Origin of the sequence: Nitrobacter sp. 62-13 (genome assembly GCF_001896955.1) — a bacterium.
Lineage (GTDB): Bacteria > Pseudomonadota > Alphaproteobacteria > Rhizobiales > Xanthobacteraceae > Nitrobacter.
The window spans coordinates 86-21,124 of the sequence record NZ_MKRN01000006.1 but is presented as its reverse complement, the minus strand read 5'-3'; the positions used below and the strand labels follow the sequence as shown (position 1 = coordinate 21,124).

Sequence of the window (21,039 nt, the reverse complement as noted above, 5' to 3'; positions counted from 1 at the left end):
CGGCGCGCCGCGGCGCCAATCGGTCGGCAGCACATCGACGTCGAGCTTGAACTTCCCGGCCATCGCAAGCCACAGGGTCGCGAACTGACCGGTCTCCGCCATCAGCACCTTGTCGCCCGGCGACAGCGTGTTGACGATCGCGGCCTCCCAGGCGCCGGTCCCCGACGACGGATAGATGATGACCGGCTGCTTGGTGCGGAAAATCCGCTGGATTGCGGCCAGCACCTCAAAGCCGAGCACCGCGAATTCCGGACCGCGATGATCCAGAACGGGCATGTCGATGGCGCGCAGCACGCGGTCCGGCACGTTGGTGGGGCCTGGAATCTGGAGAAAATGCCGTCCTGTGTGCAGCGTCATCTGGGGTCCTTCCCGGGGGATCTTGTGGTGTCACTGTGATTTCGGACGTTCGCTCCCCGCCTCGGCGAGGCTATCGGAGCGACCATCGGTCCAAACCACACTCGAATCATGAATTTGCCGGTATCCTTTGAATCCGGAGTTCGCAAAGAAGAGGCCGCGAAACGGGGCAAACTTCGGATCGGAACACAGGATCGAATATCATTATCCGGCAGCGTTGTCCCGCGCCCTTGCGCATCCGTCAATGCTCCAGAAAACGGGCAATGCCCTACCGCCGCCCGCCAAGGGAGCCAGCGCGTTCGATCGCATGGCCGACGCGAACTCGCGGCGGGCCGCCGGAGGACACCAGCCGTCAACAGGGGGCTGACCAACGGCCATTGACAGCGGCCGGAGCCCGCCTGAACATGGAACAAACTCACCTCAGTTCCGGATCAATTTACATGCAAAGCCACCCGCCATTCCCGTACAGGAGATCGGCCCGATGATGACGTTCAGGATTCTGGCAACGGCCGCCGTGGTATCGATGGCCCTCTCGGTGCCCGCGCTGGCGCGGTCTCATCATCATAAACATCACAAGCATTATCGGCATCATCATTCGTCCGAGACCGATGTCTATCTTCACAACTACGGGCCCGCCATCACGCCTGACCAGCCCTTCGCCTATTACGACGGACCGGCGGCCGTGCGCTGCAAGCAGAGCGCTGCCTCCTATCGAGGACAGGACGGCCGCAGGCACCCCTGCGATTGATGGCGCCCGCCTCTCCCGAACCTGTGTATGACGCGTAGCGCGATTGCAAACCTGCGGCGTAGAATAGCCGCAATGACGGAAAGGGCCGCGAGGCGCATAGATGGATAAGCCGAACAAGGGATATGACTACAAGCGCTATCGGGACCTGCTGGCCGACGCTACGGACGAATCGAAGCGGATCGCGTTCATTGACTTGCTGATCAAGGAAGGCGCGCGGGACCAGCTCACGCGCGAGCGGATCAGCCAGCTAGGCCTGACCACGGCGAGGCCGGTGGAGCGATCGCGCGGCGAAGAGTAGGGTCCCGAAACGGAGAGGATGGTCGAAGTGCCGGCCTACGACGATCAGAACATTTTTGCGAAAATCCTTCGTGGCGAAATACCGTGCTTCAAGGTCTACGAAAACGCGCGCACATTCGCCTTTCTTGACATCATGCCGCGCGTGCCGGGCCATACCTTGGTGATCCCGAAGGCCCCTGCCCGCGGAATTCTCGATATTTCGCCGGCCGATTTCGCCGAAGTCGCACGAACCGCGAAGACCATCGCGATCGCCGCCATGAAGGCCTTCAATGCGGATGGCATCATCGTCCAGCAGTTCAGCGAAGCCGCCAGCGGACAGGTGGTGTTTCACCTGCATATGCATGTCATGCCAATGAAGTCGGACGTAAAATTGCTGCCGCCCCAGAGCCGGAAAGAGGACGTCAAGGTGTTGGAGGATCACGCGGGCCGGCTGATCACTGCCCTCGCAGGGGCCTAAACACCGAGATAACGTTGCAGGATGTCCGGCTGCGCCTTGAGTTCGCGGGCCGGTCCTTCATGCACGATATGGCCATTGTTGATGATATAGATGCGCTGGGCGAGCGCGAGCGTCGCCGCCAGGTTCTGCTCCACCAGCACGATCGTCTGGCCGGCGGCGGCCAGATCGCGGCAGGCTCTCATCAAATCTTTCACGATCACCGGCGCGAGCCCCTCGAACGGCTCGTCGAGCAGGACGATCTTCGGATCGCGGATCAGGGCGCGCGCGATCGCCAGCATCTGCTGCTCGCCGCCGGACAACTCGTTGCCGCGGTTATTCCGCCGTTCCTTCAGCCGCGGGAACATCTCGTAGATGCGGCCGAGCGGCCAGCGTTTGGAGGCCGTCAGCCCCGCGAGCACGATGTTTTCCTCGACGCTGAGGCTGCCGAAGATGCGGCGCTCCTCATGCACGAGCTGCATCCCGGCCTGCGCGATCTTGTGGCTCTTGCGGCCGGCGACATCGGTGCCGTCGAAGATCACGCTGCCTGAGCGCGGCGTGATCACGCCCATCAGGCTCTTCAGCGTGGTGCTCTTGCCGGCGCCGTTGCGCCCAAGGAGCGCCACGACCTCGTTGCGCTCGACGCGCATCGAGACATCGAAGAGGATGTGGGAATCCCCGTAATAGCTGTTCAGACCTTTGACCTCGAGCAGGCTCATGCGTCGAGCACTCCGTGCACGCCCCCGAGATAGGCTTCCTGGACCACGGCGTTGTTCTTGATCTCGTCCGGCGTTCCCTCGACCAGCACCCGGCCTTCCTGCAGCACCGTGACGCGCTCGACAAGTTCGAACAAGGAATCCATATCGTGGTCGATAATGATCATGGTGCGGCCCTTGCTGATGGACTTCAGCAACTTGACCGTTTCCACGCGCTCGCGCGGGCTCATGCCGGCGAGCGGCTCATCGAGCAGCAGCAGGCTCGGCGAGGTCGCCAGCGCCAGCCCGATCTCCAGTCTTCGCTTTTCGCCATAGGCGAGTTCGGACACTGGCGTATCCGGCCGCGTCGTCAGATTGACAAGTTCCAGTGTGCGCTCGACTTGTTCGGACAAACCCGGAATGCTTTGAAGACTGCGGAACATGTCCAGGCGGAACTTGCCGCGCAGTTCCGAGAGCGCCGCGATGATCAGATTCTCGCGCACGGTCAATCCCGAGAACAACTGATTGACCTGATAGCTTTTGGTCAGGCCGAGCTGGCAGACGTCGGTGACGTTCATCCCGGTGATGTCGAGCCCCTCGAACACGATCTTGCCCGATGTCGGCGCGACCTCGCAGGTCAGCATCTTGAAAAACGTCGACTTGCCTGCGCCGTTCGGGCCGATGATGCCGCGCAACTCGCCATGCTTGACGGTGAAATCGATATCGCTGTTGGCAAGCAGACCGCCGTAACGCTTGGTCAGCCCGGTCGCCTGCAGGATCGGACCGGCGTAACCGTCGCCTGCGCGATTCAGCGGAGCCATCGGCGGCGGATCCGGCTGCTTTGCGACGTCGGCCTCCGCAATCGCTTGTTCTTCCTCGGCCGTCAAAGCCTTCGCTGACGCCGCGGCCGATTCCCGATGAGCGCGCTTGCCGAAGGCAAGGCGGTAAAGATCAGCGATGCCGCCGATGATGCCGCGCCGCAGGAAACAGACGAGCAGCACGAACACGGCGCCGAGCACCAGTTTCCACGCAGCCCCAAGACCGAGAGCCGACTGCAGGAAATCCTGCAGGAACAACCAGACCGCCGCACCGACCAGAGGGCCGAACAGCGTTCCCGGACCACCGATCGCAGTCTGCATGATAAGCTGACCGGACGTCTCGAACATGAACGCGTCTGGCGGCATAAAGGCCTGCATCGAGCCCAGCAGCCCGCCGGAAAAACCGGCATAGGCGGCGGCGATGACGAATGCCGTCAGCTTGTAACCGTGGATATTGTGGCCGACCGCAGTGGCGCGCAGCGGATTGTCGCGGATCGCACTAAAGATTGCACCGACCGGCGAGCGCACGATGCGCAGCGCAATCACAACACCAACGAAATAGCACACCGCCAGAAACTGGTAGAGCGACCAGCCGGTGGTGAATTCGAGCGTGGTGAAGCCGAGATTGAAGCTCGGTGTCGGAACGCCGGGCAATCCATTCTCGCCGCCGGTCCAGTGCGCCAGCGGATTGAACTCGACGAAGTAGAAGACTTCCGCGATCGCGACCGTGATCATAGCGAAATAGATACCGGTCCGGCGCAGCGCAATCAGACCGATGAAGTAACCGGTGACAGCGGCCGCGATCATGCCGATCACCAGCGCGAGAAAGACATCCGGGAATCCGGCCCGGGTCAACAGGTAGGCCGCGACAAAGCCGCCGGTGCCGTAGAACGCCGATTGTCCGAACGACAGCAGGCCGGTAAAGCCGAACAGGATGTCGAAGCCGAGGCCGAAGAAGCCCCAGACCAGGATGCGGTTCACCGTATTGGGTGCAAAGCCGAGATGCGGTAGCACGAACGGCGCGACAATCAGGCCGACCGCAGTGAGGATTTCGATCAGGAAACGGCGTTGCTTCAGCATCTGACAATTCACACTTATTCCCGTCCCTGCGTGCCGAGCAGACCGTGAGGCCGCAGCACCAGCACGAGCGTCATGGCGACAAACAGCATGACGTAGGCATAACCGGGATTAATCATTGAGGTGATGCTGATGATCTCGCCGGCAATCAGCCCGCCCAGAATGGCGCCCGGAAACGACCCGACGCCACCGATCACAACGACCACGAATGTCTGAACCAGGATGTCGTCGCCGATGCCGGGCGTCAGCGACACCACCGGCGCATTGATGATGCCGGCGAAGCCGGCCGCCATCGCGCCGATCCCGAACACGATCATGAAGACGCGATAAACATTGATCCCGAGCGAATCCACCATGACGGAATCTTCAATGCCCGCCCGCACGATCATGCCCAGCCGCGTCCGATAGAGCACGATGAACAGCACAGCCAGCGCGACGGCGACGATGCCGACGACCGCGATGCGATAGGTCGGATAGAACATGAAGCCGAGCGAGGTGATGCCCTGGAAAAGCGGCGGTGGGGGCACGACCAGCGACTGGCTGGAGAAAATGAACCGGACGATTTCGACGAAACAGATACCGAGGCCGAACGTCACCAGAAGCTGATCCTCATGGGGGCGGTGATAGAAATGGCGGATGATCACGCGTTCCATCACGATGCCGAGGATCATGACGAAGAGCGACCCTCCGATAACGGCGACAATAAACGAGTCGGTATAGGTGTACGCGACATAACCAGCATAGCCGCCCAGCATGAACATGGCGCCGTGCGCGAGGTTCAGCACGCCGAGCGTCCCATAGATGATGGTCAGACCAGAACTGATCAGCGCCAGCAAGGCGCCGAGCGCCAGCCCGTTGAAAAGTTGGGAGACGAAATTTGGCCAGTTCATCATGCGGCGCTGTCGCCAAAAATGGTTGGAAAGGAACTATTCACGGGAACGCATCGGGGGATGCGAAACAGGCGCCGCGAGCGGTGCGTGACCGTTCGCGGCGCCGCCGTCTATTTTCGATCAGGTATAGTCGCCGAGCTTGCAGCCGAAGGCGTCCGGCTTCTGGATGATGCCCTCGCCAGGGACGATCTCGACGATCTCGTAATAGTCCTCCTTGTTCTTCATCGCCTTGGGATCCTTGCCCTTAACGATGATGACGGGGCGGACGCACTGGTGATCTTCCGCCCGGTAGTGGACATCGCCGAGGAGGGAGGGAATGGTCTCGCCCTTCTCCCAGGTCTTGATGACATCGGGCGGATAGAAGCTGCCGGCTTCCTCGACCATGCGCGCCCAGTGCGCGAAGCTGACATAGGCGTTTTCCGCGCCCCACTCCGGATTGTAGCCGTACTTCTTGTTGAACGACTCGTTGAACATCTTGGCGAGCGGATACTTGTCCTCGACCGTCCACCAATAGTCGGTCGCGGCATAGACGCCCGCCATCAGACCGCCGCCGACTTCGCGCGCCAGGAACGGCACCTGGTAGGGAACCACGAGCTTCATCTTGTCGAGCACGCCGAACTGCTTGGCCTGCTGGATCGACAGCACGGCATCATGGCCCCAGTTGACGTTGATCAGAAGGTCCGCGCCAGAGTTGGCGACGTTGAGCAGGTAGGACGAATAGTCCGGCGCACCGAGCGGGGAGACCTGGTTGGTCACGGTGGTCCAGCCGGCATCCTTGGTCATGTCCTGCATCGACTTGGTCACGGTGTGACCGTAGGTATAGTCCGGCGTCATATACGCGACTTTTTTGTTCACGCCGAACTGCTTGGCCTGCTGGATCGACAGCACGGCATCATGGCCCCAGTTGACGTTGATCAGAAGGTCCGCGCCAGAGTTGGCGACGTTGAGCAGGTAGGACGAATAGTCCGGCGCACCGAGCGGGGAGACCTGGTTGGTCACGGTGGTCCAGCCGGCATCCTTGGTCATGTCCTGCATCGACTTGGTCACGGTGTGACCGTAGGTATAGTCCGGCGTCATATACGCGACTTTTTTGTTCTTGCCGAACTGCTTGATCAGCACCGGCGCGATGGCGGCCGCCGCGGTCTGACCATAGAAGCCCTGCCGGAATCCATAGCGCACGCAATCCTTGCCGGTGGTGTCGTTGGAGCCGGAGATCCCCGCGACGTAGAGCACGTGCTCGCGCTGCGCCAGCTTGTTGAGGGCGACGGCGACCGCGCTCGAGGTCGAGCCGGTCATTAGCACGATCTTGTTCTCGGTGATGAAACGCTGCTGGGCCTGCACGGCCTCGTTCGGCTTGGCGCCGGAATCCGCGACCACCAGCTTCACTTCCTTGCCGAGCACGCCCTTCTTGGTTTTCGGCGACAGCTTCTTCATCAATTCGTGGCCGGAATTGAGATGTTCGACCGCGAGCTCCCAACCCTTGAGTTCATCCTCGCCCTGCACGGCGTAGGTGCCGGTGCGCGGCACCGCAACGCCGATGGACACCGACGAACCGGACGAGCCCGCCGGCCAGGTGCCGATCGCCGGCTTGTCGTCGGCGAAGGCCGGCATGATCAGACCACCCGGCAGCATGACGCCGCCGATCAGGGCCGCACCGCCCTGCAACAGGGAGCGGCGCGATACCGTCGCATTCAATTCCTGCTCAAAATTCTTCTTCATCGGGCATGTTCCTCCCAAAAATGTTGTGTGCAGGCTCAACTCATCGCCGAATCTGACAGACAAGCTCGTGCGCTAATTAACCAGCGCCGACCAGGGTACCGTCACTACAAGTCCCCTTCGTCACATGTCTGTCAATGTCACTTTCGTCGAAGAGAATGGCATTTCCTCCGAAAAATCAGATGTCTGCCCGGCATGGCCGGACCTTCCTTCGGGCTACTATCGTCGAAGCCGGCGGCATGGTCCGCGGCCCCTGCCTCGCCTGCGCAACATCATCCTCGAATCGCTTACGGGAATGTCGTGATGTCGCTTCCGCTCTCGTCCTCGGCAATCCGCATCAGCTCCGAGAGACTTTCGACCGCAATGCGCCGGTCGAGCGTCTTCAGCCAGCCGGCTCTTTCCCAGGAGCTCAGGATACGGCTCGCGGAATAAAGCGTCGTTCCGGCGATATCGGCGACGTCCTTTCGCCGAAGCGGAAAACGGATGACGAAGCCTCGGGACGTCATGGTGCCGACCTGGCGGAGCAGCCGCAACAACGCATGAGCCACGCGGCGCTCGGCGCGCTGGGTGGCAAGTTCGCGAACCCGGTGCTGCGCCTCCTGAAGCCGCTGGCCGACGATGCGAACGGCATTGATGGCGATCTGGGGATGGTTGTTCATCAGATCGAGCAAAGCTCTGTCGCTCCAGCTTACCTCGGTTGCCTCCGTCAACGTATCGGCATCGGCCGGATAACGCCGGTCCGTGAACAGGGAGATCGCGCCGAAAATGTCGCCGGGTCCGATGAAGCGCACGACGATCTGTGCTCCATCGCTGCCGGATTGGGAAATCCTGATCCAGCCATTGATGAGAACATGGGCCCGCACGCGCGTTTCGCCCTGGTTGAACACACGAAAGTCGCGGGCAAATGAACGCGCCGTGGCGGAGGCGAGGACGTCGTCCAGCGCTGCCGTCGGCAAGCCTCGAAAGAGCTCGAGGTTTGAAAGAGTCTGACGGGACAAAGGAGGAGCCTTGCTCATCCGTGAGAGAGTAGTCCCGGCCTGCCGAAAATGACAGTGAATTGCATTTGCGCAACTCCCTCGATTGCCGTTGCCATATACTCGAGAACATCGACTACCAAGAATGCTGGTGCCACATGGATGATGTCATCGTCGCGCGTGCGCTTCATGTCCTCGCCGTGATCGTCTGGATCGGCGGCGTCTCGATGGCGACGACGGTGGCCCTGCCGGCGATCCGACGCGGCGACCTTGGGCAGAACCCGCTGAAGGCGTTCGAAGCGATCGAGCGCCGTTTCATCTGGCAAGCCCGAGCGTCAGTCATCATCGTCGGCCTGAGCGGTCTCTATATGACGTGGAAGCTCGACCTCTGGGACAGGTTCCGGATGCCATCATTCTGGTGGATGGACGCCATGGTGGGGCTTTGGCTGTTGTTCGCCTTCGTGCTTTTCGTCGGCGAGCCCTTTATCTTGCAGCGTCACTTCCATCGATTGGCGGCGGAGCGACCGGAAACCGCCTTTGCACGACTGCAACGGGCGCACTGGATTCTGCTCGGGCTCAGCCTTGTGACCGTGTTCGGCGCGGTCGCTGGAAGTCACGGATGGTCGATCTTTTGATCGGAGTTATCCGATCCCGTCGACGATCTCGCCGATCGCGTCAAAGACGCGCTCAAGCTCCTGCGGCGTGCTGCAGTATGGCGGCATCAGGTAGATCGTGTTGCCGAGCGGCCGGACCAGCAATCCACGGCGAAGGAAGTTGTCATAAAGGCGCGGCCCGATGCCGGCCAGATAGCCGGCGTCGTCCGTGACGATATCGAGCGCGGCGATGCTTCCGATCTGCCGGACGTTGGCGAAGCGCGCATCCCCGCGAAAGCGATCGAGGCCGCGTGTATGCGCGCGCGCTATGGCCGCGATGCGCTCCATCACCGGTTCGTCTTGCCAGATCTCCAGGTTCGCGCAAGCGGCCGCGCAGGCGATCGGGTTCGCGGTGTAGGAACTGGAGTGGAAGAAGGTCTTGCTGCGGTCCGTTGAATAATGCGCATCGAAAATGGCCGCACGGCACAGTGTCACAGCAAGCGGTAGCGAGCCGCCGGTGAGGCCCTTGGAGTAGCACGCGATATCCGGCGTCACGCCGGCCTGCTCGCAGGCGAAGCGCGTTCCGGTGCGGCCCCATCCGGTCATCACCTCGTCGGCGATCAACAAGACGCCATGAGCCTCGCAGATCCGTTTCATTTCCGTGAGCACCCAGGGCGGATAGATCAGCATGCCGCCGGCCCCGAGGATCAACGGCTCGACGATCAGCGCCGCGACGCCGGCGTTCCGGCATGCCGTCGTGATCGCATCCAGCGTTACCTGTTCGCGGCCCGCCGCAGGAAAGGGAATGCGCTCCACATCGAACAGCAGCGGGTCGTAAGTCGCATTGAAAACACCTCGCTCGCCGACCGACATACCGCCGATGGTATCGCCGTGATAGGCGCCTTCCAGCGCCAGGATGCGGCTGCGCCGCTCGCCGCTATTCCGCCAGAAGCCGAGCGCCATCTTCAGCGCGACTTCGACCGCGGTCGAGCCGCTGTCGGAAAAGAAGACGTGGTCGAGCCCCGGCGGCGTCATCGCAACCAGCAGACGTGCAAGTCGTTCGGCCGGCTCGTGCGTGAAGCCGGCGAAGATCACCTGATCGAGACGCTCGGCCTGCTGCTTGATCGCCTGCACGATCCGAGGATGACGATGGCCGTGCGTCACCACCCACCATGATGAAATCGCATCGAAGATGCGCCGGCCGTCGACCGTCTCCAGCCAGGCGCCCTCGCCCCTTGCGATCGGTATCGCATCCGGCTGCACCGCATGCTGGGTGAACGGGTGCCATACAGGAGATGCCGGCATCACCGGATCGGCCCTTTCAGGAAATCGCCGATGTCAAACGCACCGGCAAAAGCTTCGCGCAGCGTCTCGCGGGTCAATGGCACGACGCGCGGCAGCCGGCCGAGACGCCGCACCTTGCCCATCTCGACGATGATCCGCTCGGATTCGACGTTCGCCTCGCCGATGAAGACGATGCCGAGCATCGCAACGTCCCGCGCACGCAGCGCCTCGATCGACATCAGGCTGTGGTTGATCGTGCCGAGCGTGGTGCGGGCGCAGAGCACCACTGGAACGCGCCAGCGCGCCATAAGGTCGATATAAGTGATGCTGCGCGTCAGCGGCACCAGCAAGCCGCCCGCGCCTTCGACAACCAGCGGACGGTCTTTCTCCGGCACCTCCAGAGAGCCGTGCTCGATGGTCACGCCGTCAAGCTCGGCGGCGAGATGCGGCGATGCGGGCGTCCGCAACCGATAGGCTTCCGGCAGAATGCGCTGGGCGGGAAGCCCCGATAATTTCATCACGGTTTGCGAGTCGGTTTCCTCGTCCAGCCCCGCCTGGATCGGCTTCCAGTAAAATCCGTCGAGAGCGCCGGCAAGCGCCGCCGAGAAAACAGTCTTGCCGATGCCGGTATCCGTGCCCGTGACGACAATGCGCGTACTCACGCAGCCGCTCGCAGGTCTTCCGCCAAGGCGGCGAACAGATTCGTGACGATCGCCTCATTGACATGCAGCGTCAGCGCGATGCGAAGCCGCGCGGTGCCCTCGGGAACGGTCGGCGGACGGATCGCCCGGACATCGAAACCTCTGCGCTGCAATGACGCCGCCAGCGTGACCGCGGCCGGATCGGAGCCGACGATCACCGGAAGAATCTGCGAGCCGGACGGCTCGATATTGCAACGCCGGCGCAGTTCGTTTCCCGCAAACCCCACCAGGGACGCGAGGCGCTCCCGCCGCTCGGGATTGGTTCGGGAAATTTCCAGCGCCGCACGCGTCACCGCGGCGATCAGGGGCGACGGCGCGGTGGCGAAAATGAACGGCCGCGCGCGGTTGATCAGAAAATCGCGGACGATCTTCGGCGCGAGAATGAAGCCTCCGGACGTACCGAGCGCCTTGCCGCAGGTGTGCAGCGTGATGACGTTGTCGCGTCCTTCGAACGACGCGGCAAGCCCCCGCCCCTGCGGCCCGAGCACCCCGGTCGCATGCGCCTCGTCGATCACGACCATCGCATCGTGGCGGTCGGCAACGGCAAACAGCCCAGCCAGATTCGGGCTGTCGCCGTCCATGCTGTAGAGGCTTTCGACCGACAACCATGGCCGGCCCTTGCCGCCGGCCGCACGCCATTTCGAGACCGCAGCGTCAAACGCATCGATATCGTTATGCGCGACGCCGACTGCTTCGGCGCGACCGCGGCGAACACCTTCATGGACGCTGGCATGGATCAATTCGTCATGCACGACAAGATCGCCGCGCTGCGGCAGCGTCGAGAAGATCGCGACGTTGGCGACATAGCCGGCGCCGAAATAAAGCGCAGATTCGGCGCCGAAATAGGCTGCGGCCTCGCGCTCCAGCGCCTCATGTTCAGGATGATTGCCGCGCAACAGGCGGGACCCGCCGGCCCCGACAGGCACCCCCCGCCCCAGCGCATCGACAGCGGCCTGTCGCAGCTCCGCGGATTCAGCCAGGCCAAGATAGTCATTGGAGGCGAGATCGATGCCGGAGCGACCGCGCAGCGAACGGAGGCGGCCGCGATCCGCGAGCGCCTTCAGATCCGCGGTATAGATCTCGTGCATCACGACGCCTCCGGGCCGGCCCCGAATGCACCGGGTCCAAGCTGCGAGCTATTCCGACCTGACATCGTAGTCCGCAGCGAACCGCAGGTCGCGAAGCGGCCGCACCCGCTTTGTCGACTCATGGTACAGATCGTGCGCCTTGAATGCCGCAAGTTCCGCCTCGCCGTCGAACTCACCGTACACGACGACGTCGATATCGTTGCCGATCTGATCGGTCTTCCGGTTGCGGGTGACCTCGAGCCGGCGCGCGTGCGGAATCGCCATGAGAAGCGACAGACCGTCGATCATCTTGTCGATGTCGCACTTGTCTTTCGCGGTGAACAAAACGATGTGACGTATCATGACCGGCCGCAAATAGAGGATGATCCTGACCGCATGACTATCTTGCCGTCACCTCTAACGCAACGCTAACGACGCGGCGCGATAGCTGCGTCCGGGGCTCACAGGCCGGAAACGTCCGGTTGAATATTGCGCCAAATACTGCCCATATGAGTCGCAAGTCTTTCCCGACGTCCGCAACCCGGAACATCCGACCTCGGCGCCTGATCTTTCAATGAACGATCCGCTCAGCCATACCCGATCCAAGACGCATATGCGCTCGGTATCGCCCCCCTCCAAACAGGGAATCGCGGCGGACCTGATTGCGCTGCTGGTGGCGGTCAATTCAGGCGATCCCCGCGTCCTGACAATCCAGGATCAGCATGCGCTGCCGTCGGGTCCGTTCGAACTGGCGCATCGGTCGCTGCAGTCGGGACTGCGTGCCTGGGTCGAGCGCCAGACGCGGCTGCCGCTCGGTTATGTCGAGCAGCTCTACACCTTCGCGGACCGGGATCGTATCGGGGCCGCCGACCAGCGCGTCATCTCGATCAGCTACCTCGGTCTGACCCGCGAGCAAGCCGGGTCCGGCCGCCATGAGACGAACTGGCGAAGCTGGTATGGCTATTTCCCCTGGGAGGATCATCGCCTCGGCGCGCCGCCCATGGAAAAGATGCTGCGCGCCGGCCTTGCCGCCTGGAGCGATGAAGCGGCTGAACGCGGATCCCGCCACGATCGCCAGCGACGCGCCGCCATGCTGTTCGGCTTCGACGGCCATGTCTGGAACGAGGAGCTGGTCCTGCAGCGTTACGAACTGCTCTACGAGGCACGGCTGATTCCGGAAGCCCTGCGAGGCGACCGTCCGTCTGCCCGGACAACCACCGCCACCGTGCCGGGTGATCCCATGATCCTGGACCATCGCCGGATTCTAGCGACCGGGATCGCGCGACTGCGGGCCAAAATCAAATATCGCCCGGTCGTATTCGAACTGATGCCGGATACGTTCACGCTGCTGCAATTGCAACGCTGCGTTGAGGCGCTGGCTGGAAAACTCGTGCACAAGCCGAACTTTCGCCGCCTGATCGAACAACAGGAGCTAGTCGAAGATACCGGCGAGACGAGTCAGGAGACCGGCGGGCGGCCGGCAAAGCTCTTCCGCTTCCGCCGCGCGGTGCTGGCGGAGCGCGCGATCGCTGGGACCAAATTACCCATCTCCGGGTCTTGACAAGACTTATACTCAACATCAGTATAATAGATGCTTGAGGGGAGTGTAGTCATGTCGGCAATCCAGGAACTGCGACCGTCGACCCGGATCTACCCCAGAGTGCGGCACGCGATCCCCGAGATCGAATGGCCCACATTCGCTGACGACGTCGATGCCATCATCGAGCTGAAGAAACGTCGCAACGCCGTCATCCTTGCGCACAACTACCAGACGCCCGAGATCTTTCACGGCGTCTCCGATATCGTCGGCGACAGCCTTGCGCTGGCCCGCGAGGCCACGCAGGTGGAAGCCGACGTCATCGTGCTCGCCGGCGTGCACTTCATGGCGGAAACCGCCAAGTTGCTCAATCCGTCGAAGACGGTCCTGATTCCGGACCTTGGCGCGGGCTGCTCGCTTGCGGATTCGATCACGCCCGAAGACGTGCGGCTGTTGCGGCAGACCTATCCCGGCGTTCCGATCGTCACTTATGTCAATACGTCGGCGGCGGTGAAGGCGGAGTCCGACATCTGCTGCACGTCGGGCAATGCGAAAGCCGTCGTCGAGTCGCTCGGCGTCGATCGCGTCATCATGCTGCCCGACGAATATCTGGCGAAGAACATCGCCTCTCAAACGCATGTCAAGGTGATCACCTGGAAGGGGCATTGCGAGGTGCACGAGCGATTCAGCGCCGAAGAGGTGCGGCAGCTCCGGGAAAACCATCCCGGCGTCGTGGTGCTGGCGCATCCGGAGTGCCCGCCGGAAGTCGTGGCGGAAGCCGATTTCGCTGGATCGACCGCCGCGATGGCCTCCTATGTCGCCACCCGACGGCCGCCCAGAGTCATGCTGCTGACGGAATGCTCGATGAGCGACAACATCGCGACCGAGCATCCCGGTCTTGAGTTCATCCGTCCCTGCAATCTGTGCCCGCACATGAAACGGATCACGCTCGGCAATATCCGCCACGCGCTGGAAACGATGCGGCACGAAGTCACGATCGCGCCGGAGATCGCCGCCCGCGCGCGCCTTGCTGTCGAGCGCATGCTGGCGGTCAGATGACGGCGCTTCATGACACCAACGGCGCCGCCGTCGTCATCGGCGGCGGCCTCGCCGGCCTGATGACGGCGCTTGCGCTGGCTCCGCAGCCGGTGCTGCTTCTGAGCAGCGCCCCGTTGGGCCTCGAGACATCGAGCATCCTCGCCCAGGGCGGCATTGCCGCCTCCATCGGATCGGACGACGACGCATCGCTGCATCTGGCGGACACGCTTGCCGCCGGCGACGGCCTTTGCGACGAGGCTGTCGCCGCGGCAATCCTCGCCGGCGCGCCGGCGGCGATCGACCGACTGCTGCAACTCGGCGTGCTTTTCGATCGCGACGCCGACGGCAACCTCGCGCTTGGCCTTGAGGCGGCTCATTCGCGCCGCCGGATCGTCCATGCGGGAGGGGACGCGAGCGGACGCGATATCATCCGCACCCTAGCCCGCCGGGTCTACGAGACACCTTCGATCACCGTCCACGAAGCAACCCGCGCGCAGCGGCTGATCGTCGAGGACAACACGGTGAGAGGCGTCGTTTGCCAAACCGAGCGCGATCCCGTGGTTTTCGTCACCGACCGCGTCGTCATCGCCACCGGAGGCATCGGCGGGTTGTTCCTTCATGGCACCAATCCGGCAGGATCGTGCGGCCAGGGTCTGGCGCTCGCCGCGCGAGCCGGCGCGATCCTCGCCGATCTCGAATTCATCCAGTTTCATCCGACCGCGCTCGACACCGGCTCATTCCCGCTGAAACTCGTCAGCGAGGCGGTGCGTGGCGAGGGCGCGATCCTGGTTGACGAGAACGGCGAACGCTTCATGGCCCATACGCCCGGCGCCGAACTCGCGCCCCGCGACGTGGTCGCGCGCGCCGTCTGGCGACATATGGCAGTCGGCCACCGTGTCTTTCTCGATGCGCGGAAGCTGCGAGGAATCGACTTCGCACGGCGTTTTCCCGCGATCACCTCGTCCTGCCGCGAGGCAGGAATCGATCCCGTAACGCAACCGATCCCGGTCCGTCCGGCCGCGCATTATCACATGGGTGGAATTTCCGTGGACAACCGGGGGAGATCGTCCATCGCCGGTCTCTGGGCGTGCGGCGAAGCCGCCTGCACGGGGCTTCATGGCGCAAACCGGCTCGCCAGCAATTCGCTTCTCGAGGCGGTCGTGTGCGCAGGCTTCGTCGCGCAGGACATCGCCGGCACGCCCTCCATGAAGCGACAAACCGTCAGGGTACCCGCAGGAAGCATCGGCAGGAGCGATCCGTCACCGGTCCGACCGATCCTGTCGCGCGCCGCCGGGGTGCTGCGCGACGGCGACGGCTTGCGCGCAGCCGCGCGCGCCTTGTCGCCGCTTACCGCCTCGCAGCAAGCCGCGAGCGATCCGGCCATCGTCGCCCTGATGATCGTGATCGCGGCGCTTCGCCGTGAGGAAACCCGCGGCGCGCATGCTCGCACCGACTTTCCCGACCGTGCGATCCGCGCGACGCGAACGACGCTGCGCCTGTCCGATGCGCTCGACGCCGCACAAGACTACATCGCAGATCCGGTCAGCTAGCCGAGGAAAACGATGCCCTCCCCGGCCCTTCCGCGCATCCTGATCGAACCGCTGGTTCGCGCGGCCTTGCTTGAGGACCTCGGCCGCGCGGGCGATCTGACGACTGATGCGATCGTGCCGGTCGGACAGCGGGCCACCACCCTCGTCGTCGCTCGCCAGCAAGGGGTCGTCGCCGGGCTCGATCTGGCGCGGCTCGCGTTCCAGCTCATCGATCCGGAGATTGAGATGCACGTCGCCCGCCACGACGGCGCAACTGTCCAGCCGGGCGACGTGATCGCGACCCTGTCCGGCCCGGCGCGAGGCATTCTGACGGCGGAGCGCGTCGCACTGAATTTCCTGTGCCGCCTGAGCGGAATCGCCACGGCGACCGCGTCGGTGGCCGCCGCGGTTCGGGACTACAAGGCGAAGATCGTCTGCACCCGAAAAACGACGCCCGGTTTACGCACGGTCGAAAAATACGCGGTTCGCGTCGGCGGCGGCAGCAACCACCGGTTCGGCCTCGACGATGCCGTGCTCATCAAGGACAACCATGTGGCCGTCGCCGGCGGCGTCACCGAGGCGCTAAGGCGCGCAAAAGCCTGCGTCGGGCATCTGGTGAAGATCGAGCTGGAGGTGGACACGCTCGATCAACTGCGCGAGGCGCTCGATCACGGTGTCGATGCGGTGCTGCTCGACAACATGACCCCGGACACACTCCGCGAAGCGGTCGCGATGGTCGCCGGCCGGGCGGTGACCGAAGCCTCCGGCCGTATCACGCCGGCGACCGCGCCATCGGTCGCCTCGACCGGCGTCGATCTGATTTCGATCGGCTGGCTGACGCACAGCATCAGCATTCTCGACATCGGTCTTGATTTCAAGGCAAGCGCCTGACCGCTCGAAGAGATCGCCAGGGTTACGTCGAAGGCGGATGTTTCCTGAAGGGATCCGCCGCTTCATCATGTCCGCTGCGGCTGCTGAAAAACATCAGCGCCATCAACCCGCATCCGATGGTCAGCGAAAAGAACGTGCCCAGGCCGAGCGCGATCCAACCGTGTTTGCTCATCTCCACGCCAGAGGTCTCGTTCCAGAACGTGATCGCCCACACCCCTGCGGCGAAAAGTATGGTCATCAACGCTATCAAAATAACGATTCGACCCTTGCCCATGCCTTCCATAGCCGTACCTTTCATTTTGTAAGACCGGCCGTCCCGGGTGGCTCCGGCGAAATTGAGAAGCGCCGTGAACCGGCCGGTAGGTCAATGATGTATTTTCGATATATCTTTATACAGCCTGACGCCCACTTATGTAAGAGGGAACCCGGGCCTGATTTTCAATTATCCGGCATGGCACCTGCGACGGCGGGGAATAGGTCGCAGACGGTGCGCTGCCCTTAGGCGGCGCTCCCTTGGGGATTTTTTCGTCGGATTGTCGGCTTAATCTCGAGAACGCTCGGTCGCCCTTGACCACAGGTTCGTCATTTCCTTCGGAACGCGCGTAAAGGGCAGCAAAAATCCCAGCCAGAAAAAAGACAAGCCCAGGAGCACACCCAGATTCACGATGTCCGATGTATTGGCTGCTCCCGATCGAAGCGTCTGGATATACGCAAAAGCAAAGTAACCGCAAAAGATTGCGCTCACGAATAACGTCAGAAATCTTTTGGGGCGCGGCCTTACGAACCTGCCGACAAGCTGGCCGGCCTGATATCCCGCCATCACTCCCACCGGCGCTACGAGCCGTAACACCGAGAGTTCTGGCGGAACAGGGAATCCAAAGCTCAAAACAAGTCCGACGACGCCAAATACGATAGTCAGCATCAAATTTCGTTCTTTTGCAGGAGCCAATAACGATACGTCGCCGGCAAGGATAAACTCCAATTTTCCCCGATCAAGAACAATCGGGTTCTAGCCGGCGGCACATGGCCGCGAAAAACTGCAGTGGATCGGCATTCATCGGTGTTCTGTCCGGAGCGTCAAACACCCAACACGCGACTGAAAACCGCAGCGTTTTCAATGATGAGGCCACCGCTGACCGAGCTGGATAACCTTGGACGTCCACCGCAGCCGCTTGTTCGACCTGCGTTCGAGGGTAAAACGGAGGGATAGAGGTTCACGGCAAAACACGGAAAGCGGGACAATGAATGATCTTCGCCACTGGCGCAGTTCCACGCGGGAATTCGAGGGCGGCAAGGACAGAGGCCGCCGGAATAGTTACATTATTGGCGCATTACTGGCGTTCCTCGCATTTATGGCTGTCATCGGGCTTCTCAAATACGGGGTGCCATAGGAATACGAAGTGGGAATACGAAGTGCGAATGCGCGCTTGTCCGTGACCAGCGGAACGATGATCGCCAGCTACCCCCTTACCCCTTCCATGGCCACACGCTCACGATGAGGACGCTGGTCCGTGCGAAGGGCCCAAACAGACAGGCGGCCCCGTGGCCGCTGCTGATGCAGTGGTCGCCGGAACCCGTTCCCGTCTCCAGGCATTATCAACCTAGACGGGTACCAGCATCCTCGTCCATGTCTGGTAGGTGGAAGTCGACCCGCCGGTGACCCACATCGCCGGCGGGTTTTTGCATCTATGCGGGTTCGTAACCGGACTCGTGTGCGAGAGCGACGGGGTGGCGGCTTTTGATCGCGGCCATTCCCGGCGGGGTAGCTTGCCAGCCGTCAGCCTGCAGTTTTTGAGATTTGATCTCGCTCAAGGCGCCGGTCCGGTCAAGGAGTCTTGATGGGGCATCGACGTTTCTAAGACCAACATTTTCCTTGCTCGCACCGATGGCGCGCGCCGCTGCCGGGGAGAATGTAGCCGCGGAGATCTAAAATATGAAAATGCGAATGATCACGGCGGCGATGCTCCTGAGCCTCCCGCCGATGGCGCTTGCTCTCGCTCAATCCTCGCAGGAGCCGATGTCACGAGGGGAAAATCTTCCCCGCCTCGGCGACATCATGCTTGGCAAGCAATGGCGGCACATCAAATTGTGGTTCGCCGGGAAGGAGCATAATTGGAACCTTGCGGCGTACGAACTGGCTCAGATAAGAGCAAGCCTGACCGATGCGGCATCGCTTTATTCAGGCATTCCCGTAAACGACGTCGTAACGATGGCCGGCCCAATTCAATCAATCGACAAAGCCATTCAGTCAAAAGACAGTGCAGGTTTCGCGAAAGCGTTCAATGAGCTTACGGTCGGCTGCAATGCCTGCCATCGCAGCATGGGACGAGAATTTATCGAAATCAGAGTGCCCGGAGCGTCGCCCTTCAGTGATCAGGTATTCTCACCGCCGGCAACGCGATAATTCAGAAAATCCCAGCAATGCCGGGCAATCATGAGTTCCTCGTCGGTCGGAATCACCCAGGCCGAGATCCTGCTTCCCATCGCAGATATTCCGGGGCCGCCTGTCTCATTAGCGTCAGCATCGATATCGAGTCCAAGCCAGGATAATTGTTCGCAGATACGGCGGCGGATTTCAGGCGCGTGTTCTCCTATGCCGGCAGTAAAGACGACGGCATCGAGTCCGCCGAGCGCGACGACAAGCGAGCCGAGTTCAAGGCAAGCGCGATACACGAACTGGTCGATGGCTTCGCGTGCGTGTGGCTCCGGGCTCGCCAGCAGGATCTTCATATCGTCGCTGATTCCGGAGACACCCAACAGGCCCGACGACTGGTAGAGAAGCTCGCTGACCGCAGTGGCGTTCATGCCCTTTTCCTGCAGAAGGTAGAGCACGACACCGGGATCGAGCGCGCCACAGCGGCGGCTCATCATCAGGCCGTCGAGGGCAGTAAATCCCATGGTCGTTGCAACACTTTTCCCTTCCTTCATAGCGCACAGGCTGGCGCCCGCTCCGAGGTGCGCGACAATCACACGACCGCGTGCGGCGGCCAAGCCAGCGATGTCCGGCAGAATGCTCGCGATATATTCGTAAGACAGGCCATGAAAGCCGTACCGCAGAATGCCCTCTTCCGTCAGTCGCCTTGGCAGGGCGAATTGCTTCGCTACCAAAGGTCGCTTTTCGTGAAACGCCGTATCGAAGCAACCAATTTGCATCAAGTCAGGATGGAGTTTCGAAAGAGCCGCGATGGCTTCAAGATGATGCGGCTGATGCAACGGCGCGAGCGGAACCAGTCGCTTCAATTCGGCAATCACGTCGGCATCCAACTCAACCGGCCTGGAATAACGAGAGCCGCCATGAACGATCCGGTGCCCCGCGGCTACGAGAGGGTAGCCGGAAAACTGGTGGGCCAGCCAACCCAACAGCCATGAGAGCGCCTGCTCATGAGAGGGATCGCCGCTTGGCCGCTCGTTGACCAGCACATGCCCGTCAGCATCCTTTGCTGTTGCATGGAGCTGGCTTCCAATTCCCTCACACGCTCCTTCGCAGATAACGTCGCCAGGCTGGGGCCGACGCGAAGCAGCGAACAGGGAAAACTTGATGCTGGATGAACCAGCATTGAGTACCAGAATGCCTGCCATCAGACGACTCGCAAACGATAACAAGACCATAGCAACGCGACGGTGCATGTGTCAGCGCGTCTGATCCGGCTTTTTCCTGGGAAGCGCGGAGCCCAGATGCTCGACCGCAGATTCTTCGGTGGCGCTAATGCGACATCAGGCAGCAGATCGGACTCGTTGCGAGCAAATCGCGGGTCATCCCGCCGAATATCCATTCGTTGAGCCGGCTATGGCCGTAAGCTCCGGTGACCAGAAGATCGGTGTCCTCGTCATCTGCCCATTTGATAATCTGATCCGCACGAGAGCCACTGGTCTGTATCAACTCGACGCGCCCCTCCGCCTTTATCCTGTGCCGTGCCAGATAGCGAACGACATCATCGACATGATGGCGCGCAGTCTCCACCTGTTCCTTCTCGCATATCTCTAGGACAGTCACGCGCTTGGCCTCGTGAAGGAACGGCAATGCATCCTGAACCGCTCGCCGCGCCTCCCGCGTATCTTTCCATCCGATCATGACATGGTCGGCGGTCAGGGATTTCACTGCCGCCGGCACGACCAGGAAGGGACGACCGGCTCCCAGAATTGCGGCTCCGACATCGGCAGTGCGATACATATCGCCCGCGGATCTGCCGCTTTCGATCACGATCAAGTCGGCACAGCGCGCCTCACTGATCAACGTCTCCGTCGGGTACTCGATGACTGATCGCCATTCAATCCGGCGAGCGTCTCCCATAGCGGCTTTGACCTTGTTTTCAGCCTCCGCGAGGCTGGCTTTCACCTGCTCGATATCGAATTCGGCCGCATTACCAACGATCGCGACACCCTCGGCGACATAGGGC

General features: G+C 62.0%; 22 protein-coding genes and 1 pseudogene. 9 read left to right on the top strand and 14 right to left on the bottom strand.

What is annotated here, in order from left to right:
* Positions 1–357 (bottom strand): annotated as a pseudogene (locus tag BGN91_RS01060) (serine--glyoxylate aminotransferase); the annotation flags it as partial.
* Positions 358–835: 478 nt separating this feature from the next.
* On the opposite strand from BGN91_RS01060, the gene BGN91_RS01055 reads away from it, so the two are divergent.
* The 3 genes from BGN91_RS01055 to BGN91_RS01045 all read left to right on the top strand — a co-directional run bounded on the left by BGN91_RS01055 (position 836) and on the right by BGN91_RS01045 (position 1,856).
* Positions 836–1,102, top strand: coding sequence for a hypothetical protein (locus BGN91_RS01055; protein ID WP_292610114.1), 267 nt, complete (start codon positions 836–838; stop codon positions 1,100–1,102).
* Between the two features lie 100 nt (positions 1,103–1,202).
* The gene (locus BGN91_RS01050; RefSeq protein WP_292610113.1) at positions 1,203–1,400 is read left to right on the top strand and encodes a hypothetical protein; all 198 of its coding nucleotides are present in this window, start codon (positions 1,203–1,205) and stop codon (positions 1,398–1,400) included.
* Positions 1,401–1,418: 18 nt separating this feature from the next.
* Positions 1,419–1,856 carry an HIT family protein gene (locus BGN91_RS01045; protein WP_292610112.1) on the top strand — a complete coding sequence of 146 codons (438 nt, stop codon included), beginning with the start codon at positions 1,419–1,421 and terminating at the stop codon, positions 1,854–1,856.
* Here BGN91_RS01045 and BGN91_RS01040 read toward each other — a convergent pair.
* The 5 genes from BGN91_RS01040 to BGN91_RS01020 form a co-directional block, all read right to left on the bottom strand.
* Entirely contained in the window at positions 1,853–2,551 is a 699-nt protein-coding gene (locus BGN91_RS01040; protein WP_292610111.1) for an ABC transporter ATP-binding protein, read from the bottom strand. The genes BGN91_RS01045 and BGN91_RS01040 overlap by 4 nt on opposite strands.
* Positions 2,548–4,425, bottom strand: coding sequence for a branched-chain amino acid ABC transporter ATP-binding protein/permease (locus BGN91_RS01035; RefSeq protein WP_292610110.1), 1,878 nt, complete (start codon positions 4,423–4,425; stop codon positions 2,548–2,550). The genes BGN91_RS01040 and BGN91_RS01035 overlap by 4 nt, the downstream gene beginning before the upstream one ends.
* 14 nt (positions 4,426–4,439) lie before the next feature.
* A complete protein-coding gene (locus BGN91_RS01030; RefSeq protein ID WP_292610109.1) occupies positions 4,440–5,315 on the bottom strand; it encodes a branched-chain amino acid ABC transporter permease in 876 nt (291 codons plus the stop codon).
* Positions 5,316–5,432: 117 nt separating this feature from the next.
* Complete coding sequence (locus tag BGN91_RS01025) at positions 5,433–7,031, bottom strand: substrate-binding protein (protein ID WP_292610108.1); 1,599 nt, start codon at positions 7,029–7,031, stop codon at positions 5,433–5,435.
* A gap of 284 nt (positions 7,032–7,315) precedes the next feature.
* Complete coding sequence (locus tag BGN91_RS01020; RefSeq protein WP_292610107.1) at positions 7,316–8,044, bottom strand: Crp/Fnr family transcriptional regulator; 729 nt, start codon at positions 8,042–8,044, stop codon at positions 7,316–7,318.
* Between the two features lie 116 nt (positions 8,045–8,160).
* On the opposite strand from BGN91_RS01020, the gene BGN91_RS01015 reads away from it, so the two are divergent.
* On the top strand, positions 8,161–8,637 hold the full coding sequence (locus tag BGN91_RS01015; RefSeq protein WP_292610106.1) for a hypothetical protein: 477 nt from the start codon (positions 8,161–8,163) through the stop codon (positions 8,635–8,637).
* A gap of 6 nt (positions 8,638–8,643) precedes the next feature.
* Here BGN91_RS01015 and BGN91_RS01010 read toward each other — a convergent pair whose 3' ends face one another.
* The 4 genes from BGN91_RS01010 to BGN91_RS00995 are packed head-to-tail and all read right to left on the bottom strand — an operon-like array spanning position 8,644 to position 12,010.
* Positions 8,644–9,903, bottom strand: coding sequence for an adenosylmethionine--8-amino-7-oxononanoate transaminase (locus BGN91_RS01010; protein ID WP_292610105.1), 1,260 nt, complete (start codon positions 9,901–9,903; stop codon positions 8,644–8,646).
* On the bottom strand, positions 9,900–10,541 hold the full coding sequence (bioD, locus tag BGN91_RS01005) for a dethiobiotin synthase (RefSeq protein WP_292610104.1): 642 nt from the start codon (positions 10,539–10,541) through the stop codon (positions 9,900–9,902). The genes BGN91_RS01010 and bioD overlap by 4 nt, the downstream gene beginning before the upstream one ends.
* Positions 10,538–11,668 carry an 8-amino-7-oxononanoate synthase gene (locus BGN91_RS01000; protein ID WP_292610103.1) on the bottom strand — a complete coding sequence of 377 codons (1,131 nt, stop codon included), beginning with the start codon at positions 11,666–11,668 and terminating at the stop codon, positions 10,538–10,540. The genes bioD and BGN91_RS01000 overlap by 4 nt, the downstream gene beginning before the upstream one ends.
* 48 nt (positions 11,669–11,716) lie before the next feature.
* Positions 11,717–12,010 carry a Dabb family protein gene (locus tag BGN91_RS00995; RefSeq protein ID WP_292610102.1) on the bottom strand — a complete coding sequence of 98 codons (294 nt, stop codon included), beginning with the start codon at positions 12,008–12,010 and terminating at the stop codon, positions 11,717–11,719.
* A 250-nt stretch (positions 12,011–12,260) separates the two neighbouring features.
* On the opposite strand from BGN91_RS00995, the gene BGN91_RS00990 reads away from it, so the two are divergent.
* The 4 genes from BGN91_RS00990 to nadC are packed head-to-tail and all read left to right on the top strand — an operon-like array spanning position 12,261 to position 16,642.
* Positions 12,261–13,208 carry a hypothetical protein gene (locus BGN91_RS00990; RefSeq protein WP_292610131.1) on the top strand — a complete coding sequence of 316 codons (948 nt, stop codon included), beginning with the start codon at positions 12,261–12,263 and terminating at the stop codon, positions 13,206–13,208.
* 51 nt (positions 13,209–13,259) lie between these two features.
* Positions 13,260–14,243 (top strand): quinolinate synthase NadA, encoded by a 984-nt coding sequence (gene nadA / locus BGN91_RS00985; protein ID WP_292610101.1) that lies wholly within the window; start codon positions 13,260–13,262, stop codon positions 14,241–14,243.
* Positions 14,240–15,772: an L-aspartate oxidase gene (locus BGN91_RS00980; protein ID WP_292610100.1), complete on the top strand. Its 1,533-nt coding sequence runs from the start codon at positions 14,240–14,242 to the stop codon at positions 15,770–15,772. The genes nadA and BGN91_RS00980 overlap by 4 nt, the downstream gene beginning before the upstream one ends.
* A 12-nt stretch (positions 15,773–15,784) precedes the next feature.
* Positions 15,785–16,642, top strand: a complete 858-nt coding sequence (gene nadC, locus BGN91_RS00975; protein WP_292610099.1) for a carboxylating nicotinate-nucleotide diphosphorylase — start codon at positions 15,785–15,787, stop codon at positions 16,640–16,642.
* A gap of 22 nt (positions 16,643–16,664) precedes the next feature.
* Here the strand turns inward: nadC and BGN91_RS00970 are convergent, their stop codons facing one another.
* Both BGN91_RS00970 and BGN91_RS00965 read right to left on the bottom strand, forming a co-directional pair.
* Entirely contained in the window at positions 16,665–16,925 is a 261-nt protein-coding gene (locus tag BGN91_RS00970; protein ID WP_292610098.1) for a hypothetical protein, read from the bottom strand.
* A 258-nt stretch (positions 16,926–17,183) separates the two neighbouring features.
* Positions 17,184–17,564: a hypothetical protein gene (locus tag BGN91_RS00965; protein ID WP_292610097.1), complete on the bottom strand. Its 381-nt coding sequence runs from the start codon at positions 17,562–17,564 to the stop codon at positions 17,184–17,186.
* Positions 17,565–18,575: 1,011 nt separating this feature from the next.
* Here BGN91_RS00965 and BGN91_RS00960 point away from each other — a divergent pair.
* Positions 18,576–19,046 (top strand): hypothetical protein, encoded by a 471-nt coding sequence (locus BGN91_RS00960; protein ID WP_292610096.1) that lies wholly within the window; start codon positions 18,576–18,578, stop codon positions 19,044–19,046.
* Here the strand turns inward: BGN91_RS00960 and BGN91_RS00955 are convergent.
* Both BGN91_RS00955 and BGN91_RS00950 read right to left on the bottom strand, forming a co-directional pair.
* A complete protein-coding gene (locus tag BGN91_RS00955) occupies positions 19,016–20,224 on the bottom strand; it encodes an acetate/propionate family kinase (RefSeq protein WP_292610130.1) in 1,209 nt (402 codons plus the stop codon). The genes BGN91_RS00960 and BGN91_RS00955 overlap by 31 nt on opposite strands.
* 121 nt (positions 20,225–20,345) lie before the next feature.
* Positions 20,346–21,039: universal stress protein (locus BGN91_RS00950; RefSeq protein ID WP_292610095.1), on the bottom strand; the 694-nt coding region annotated here is incomplete at its 5' end.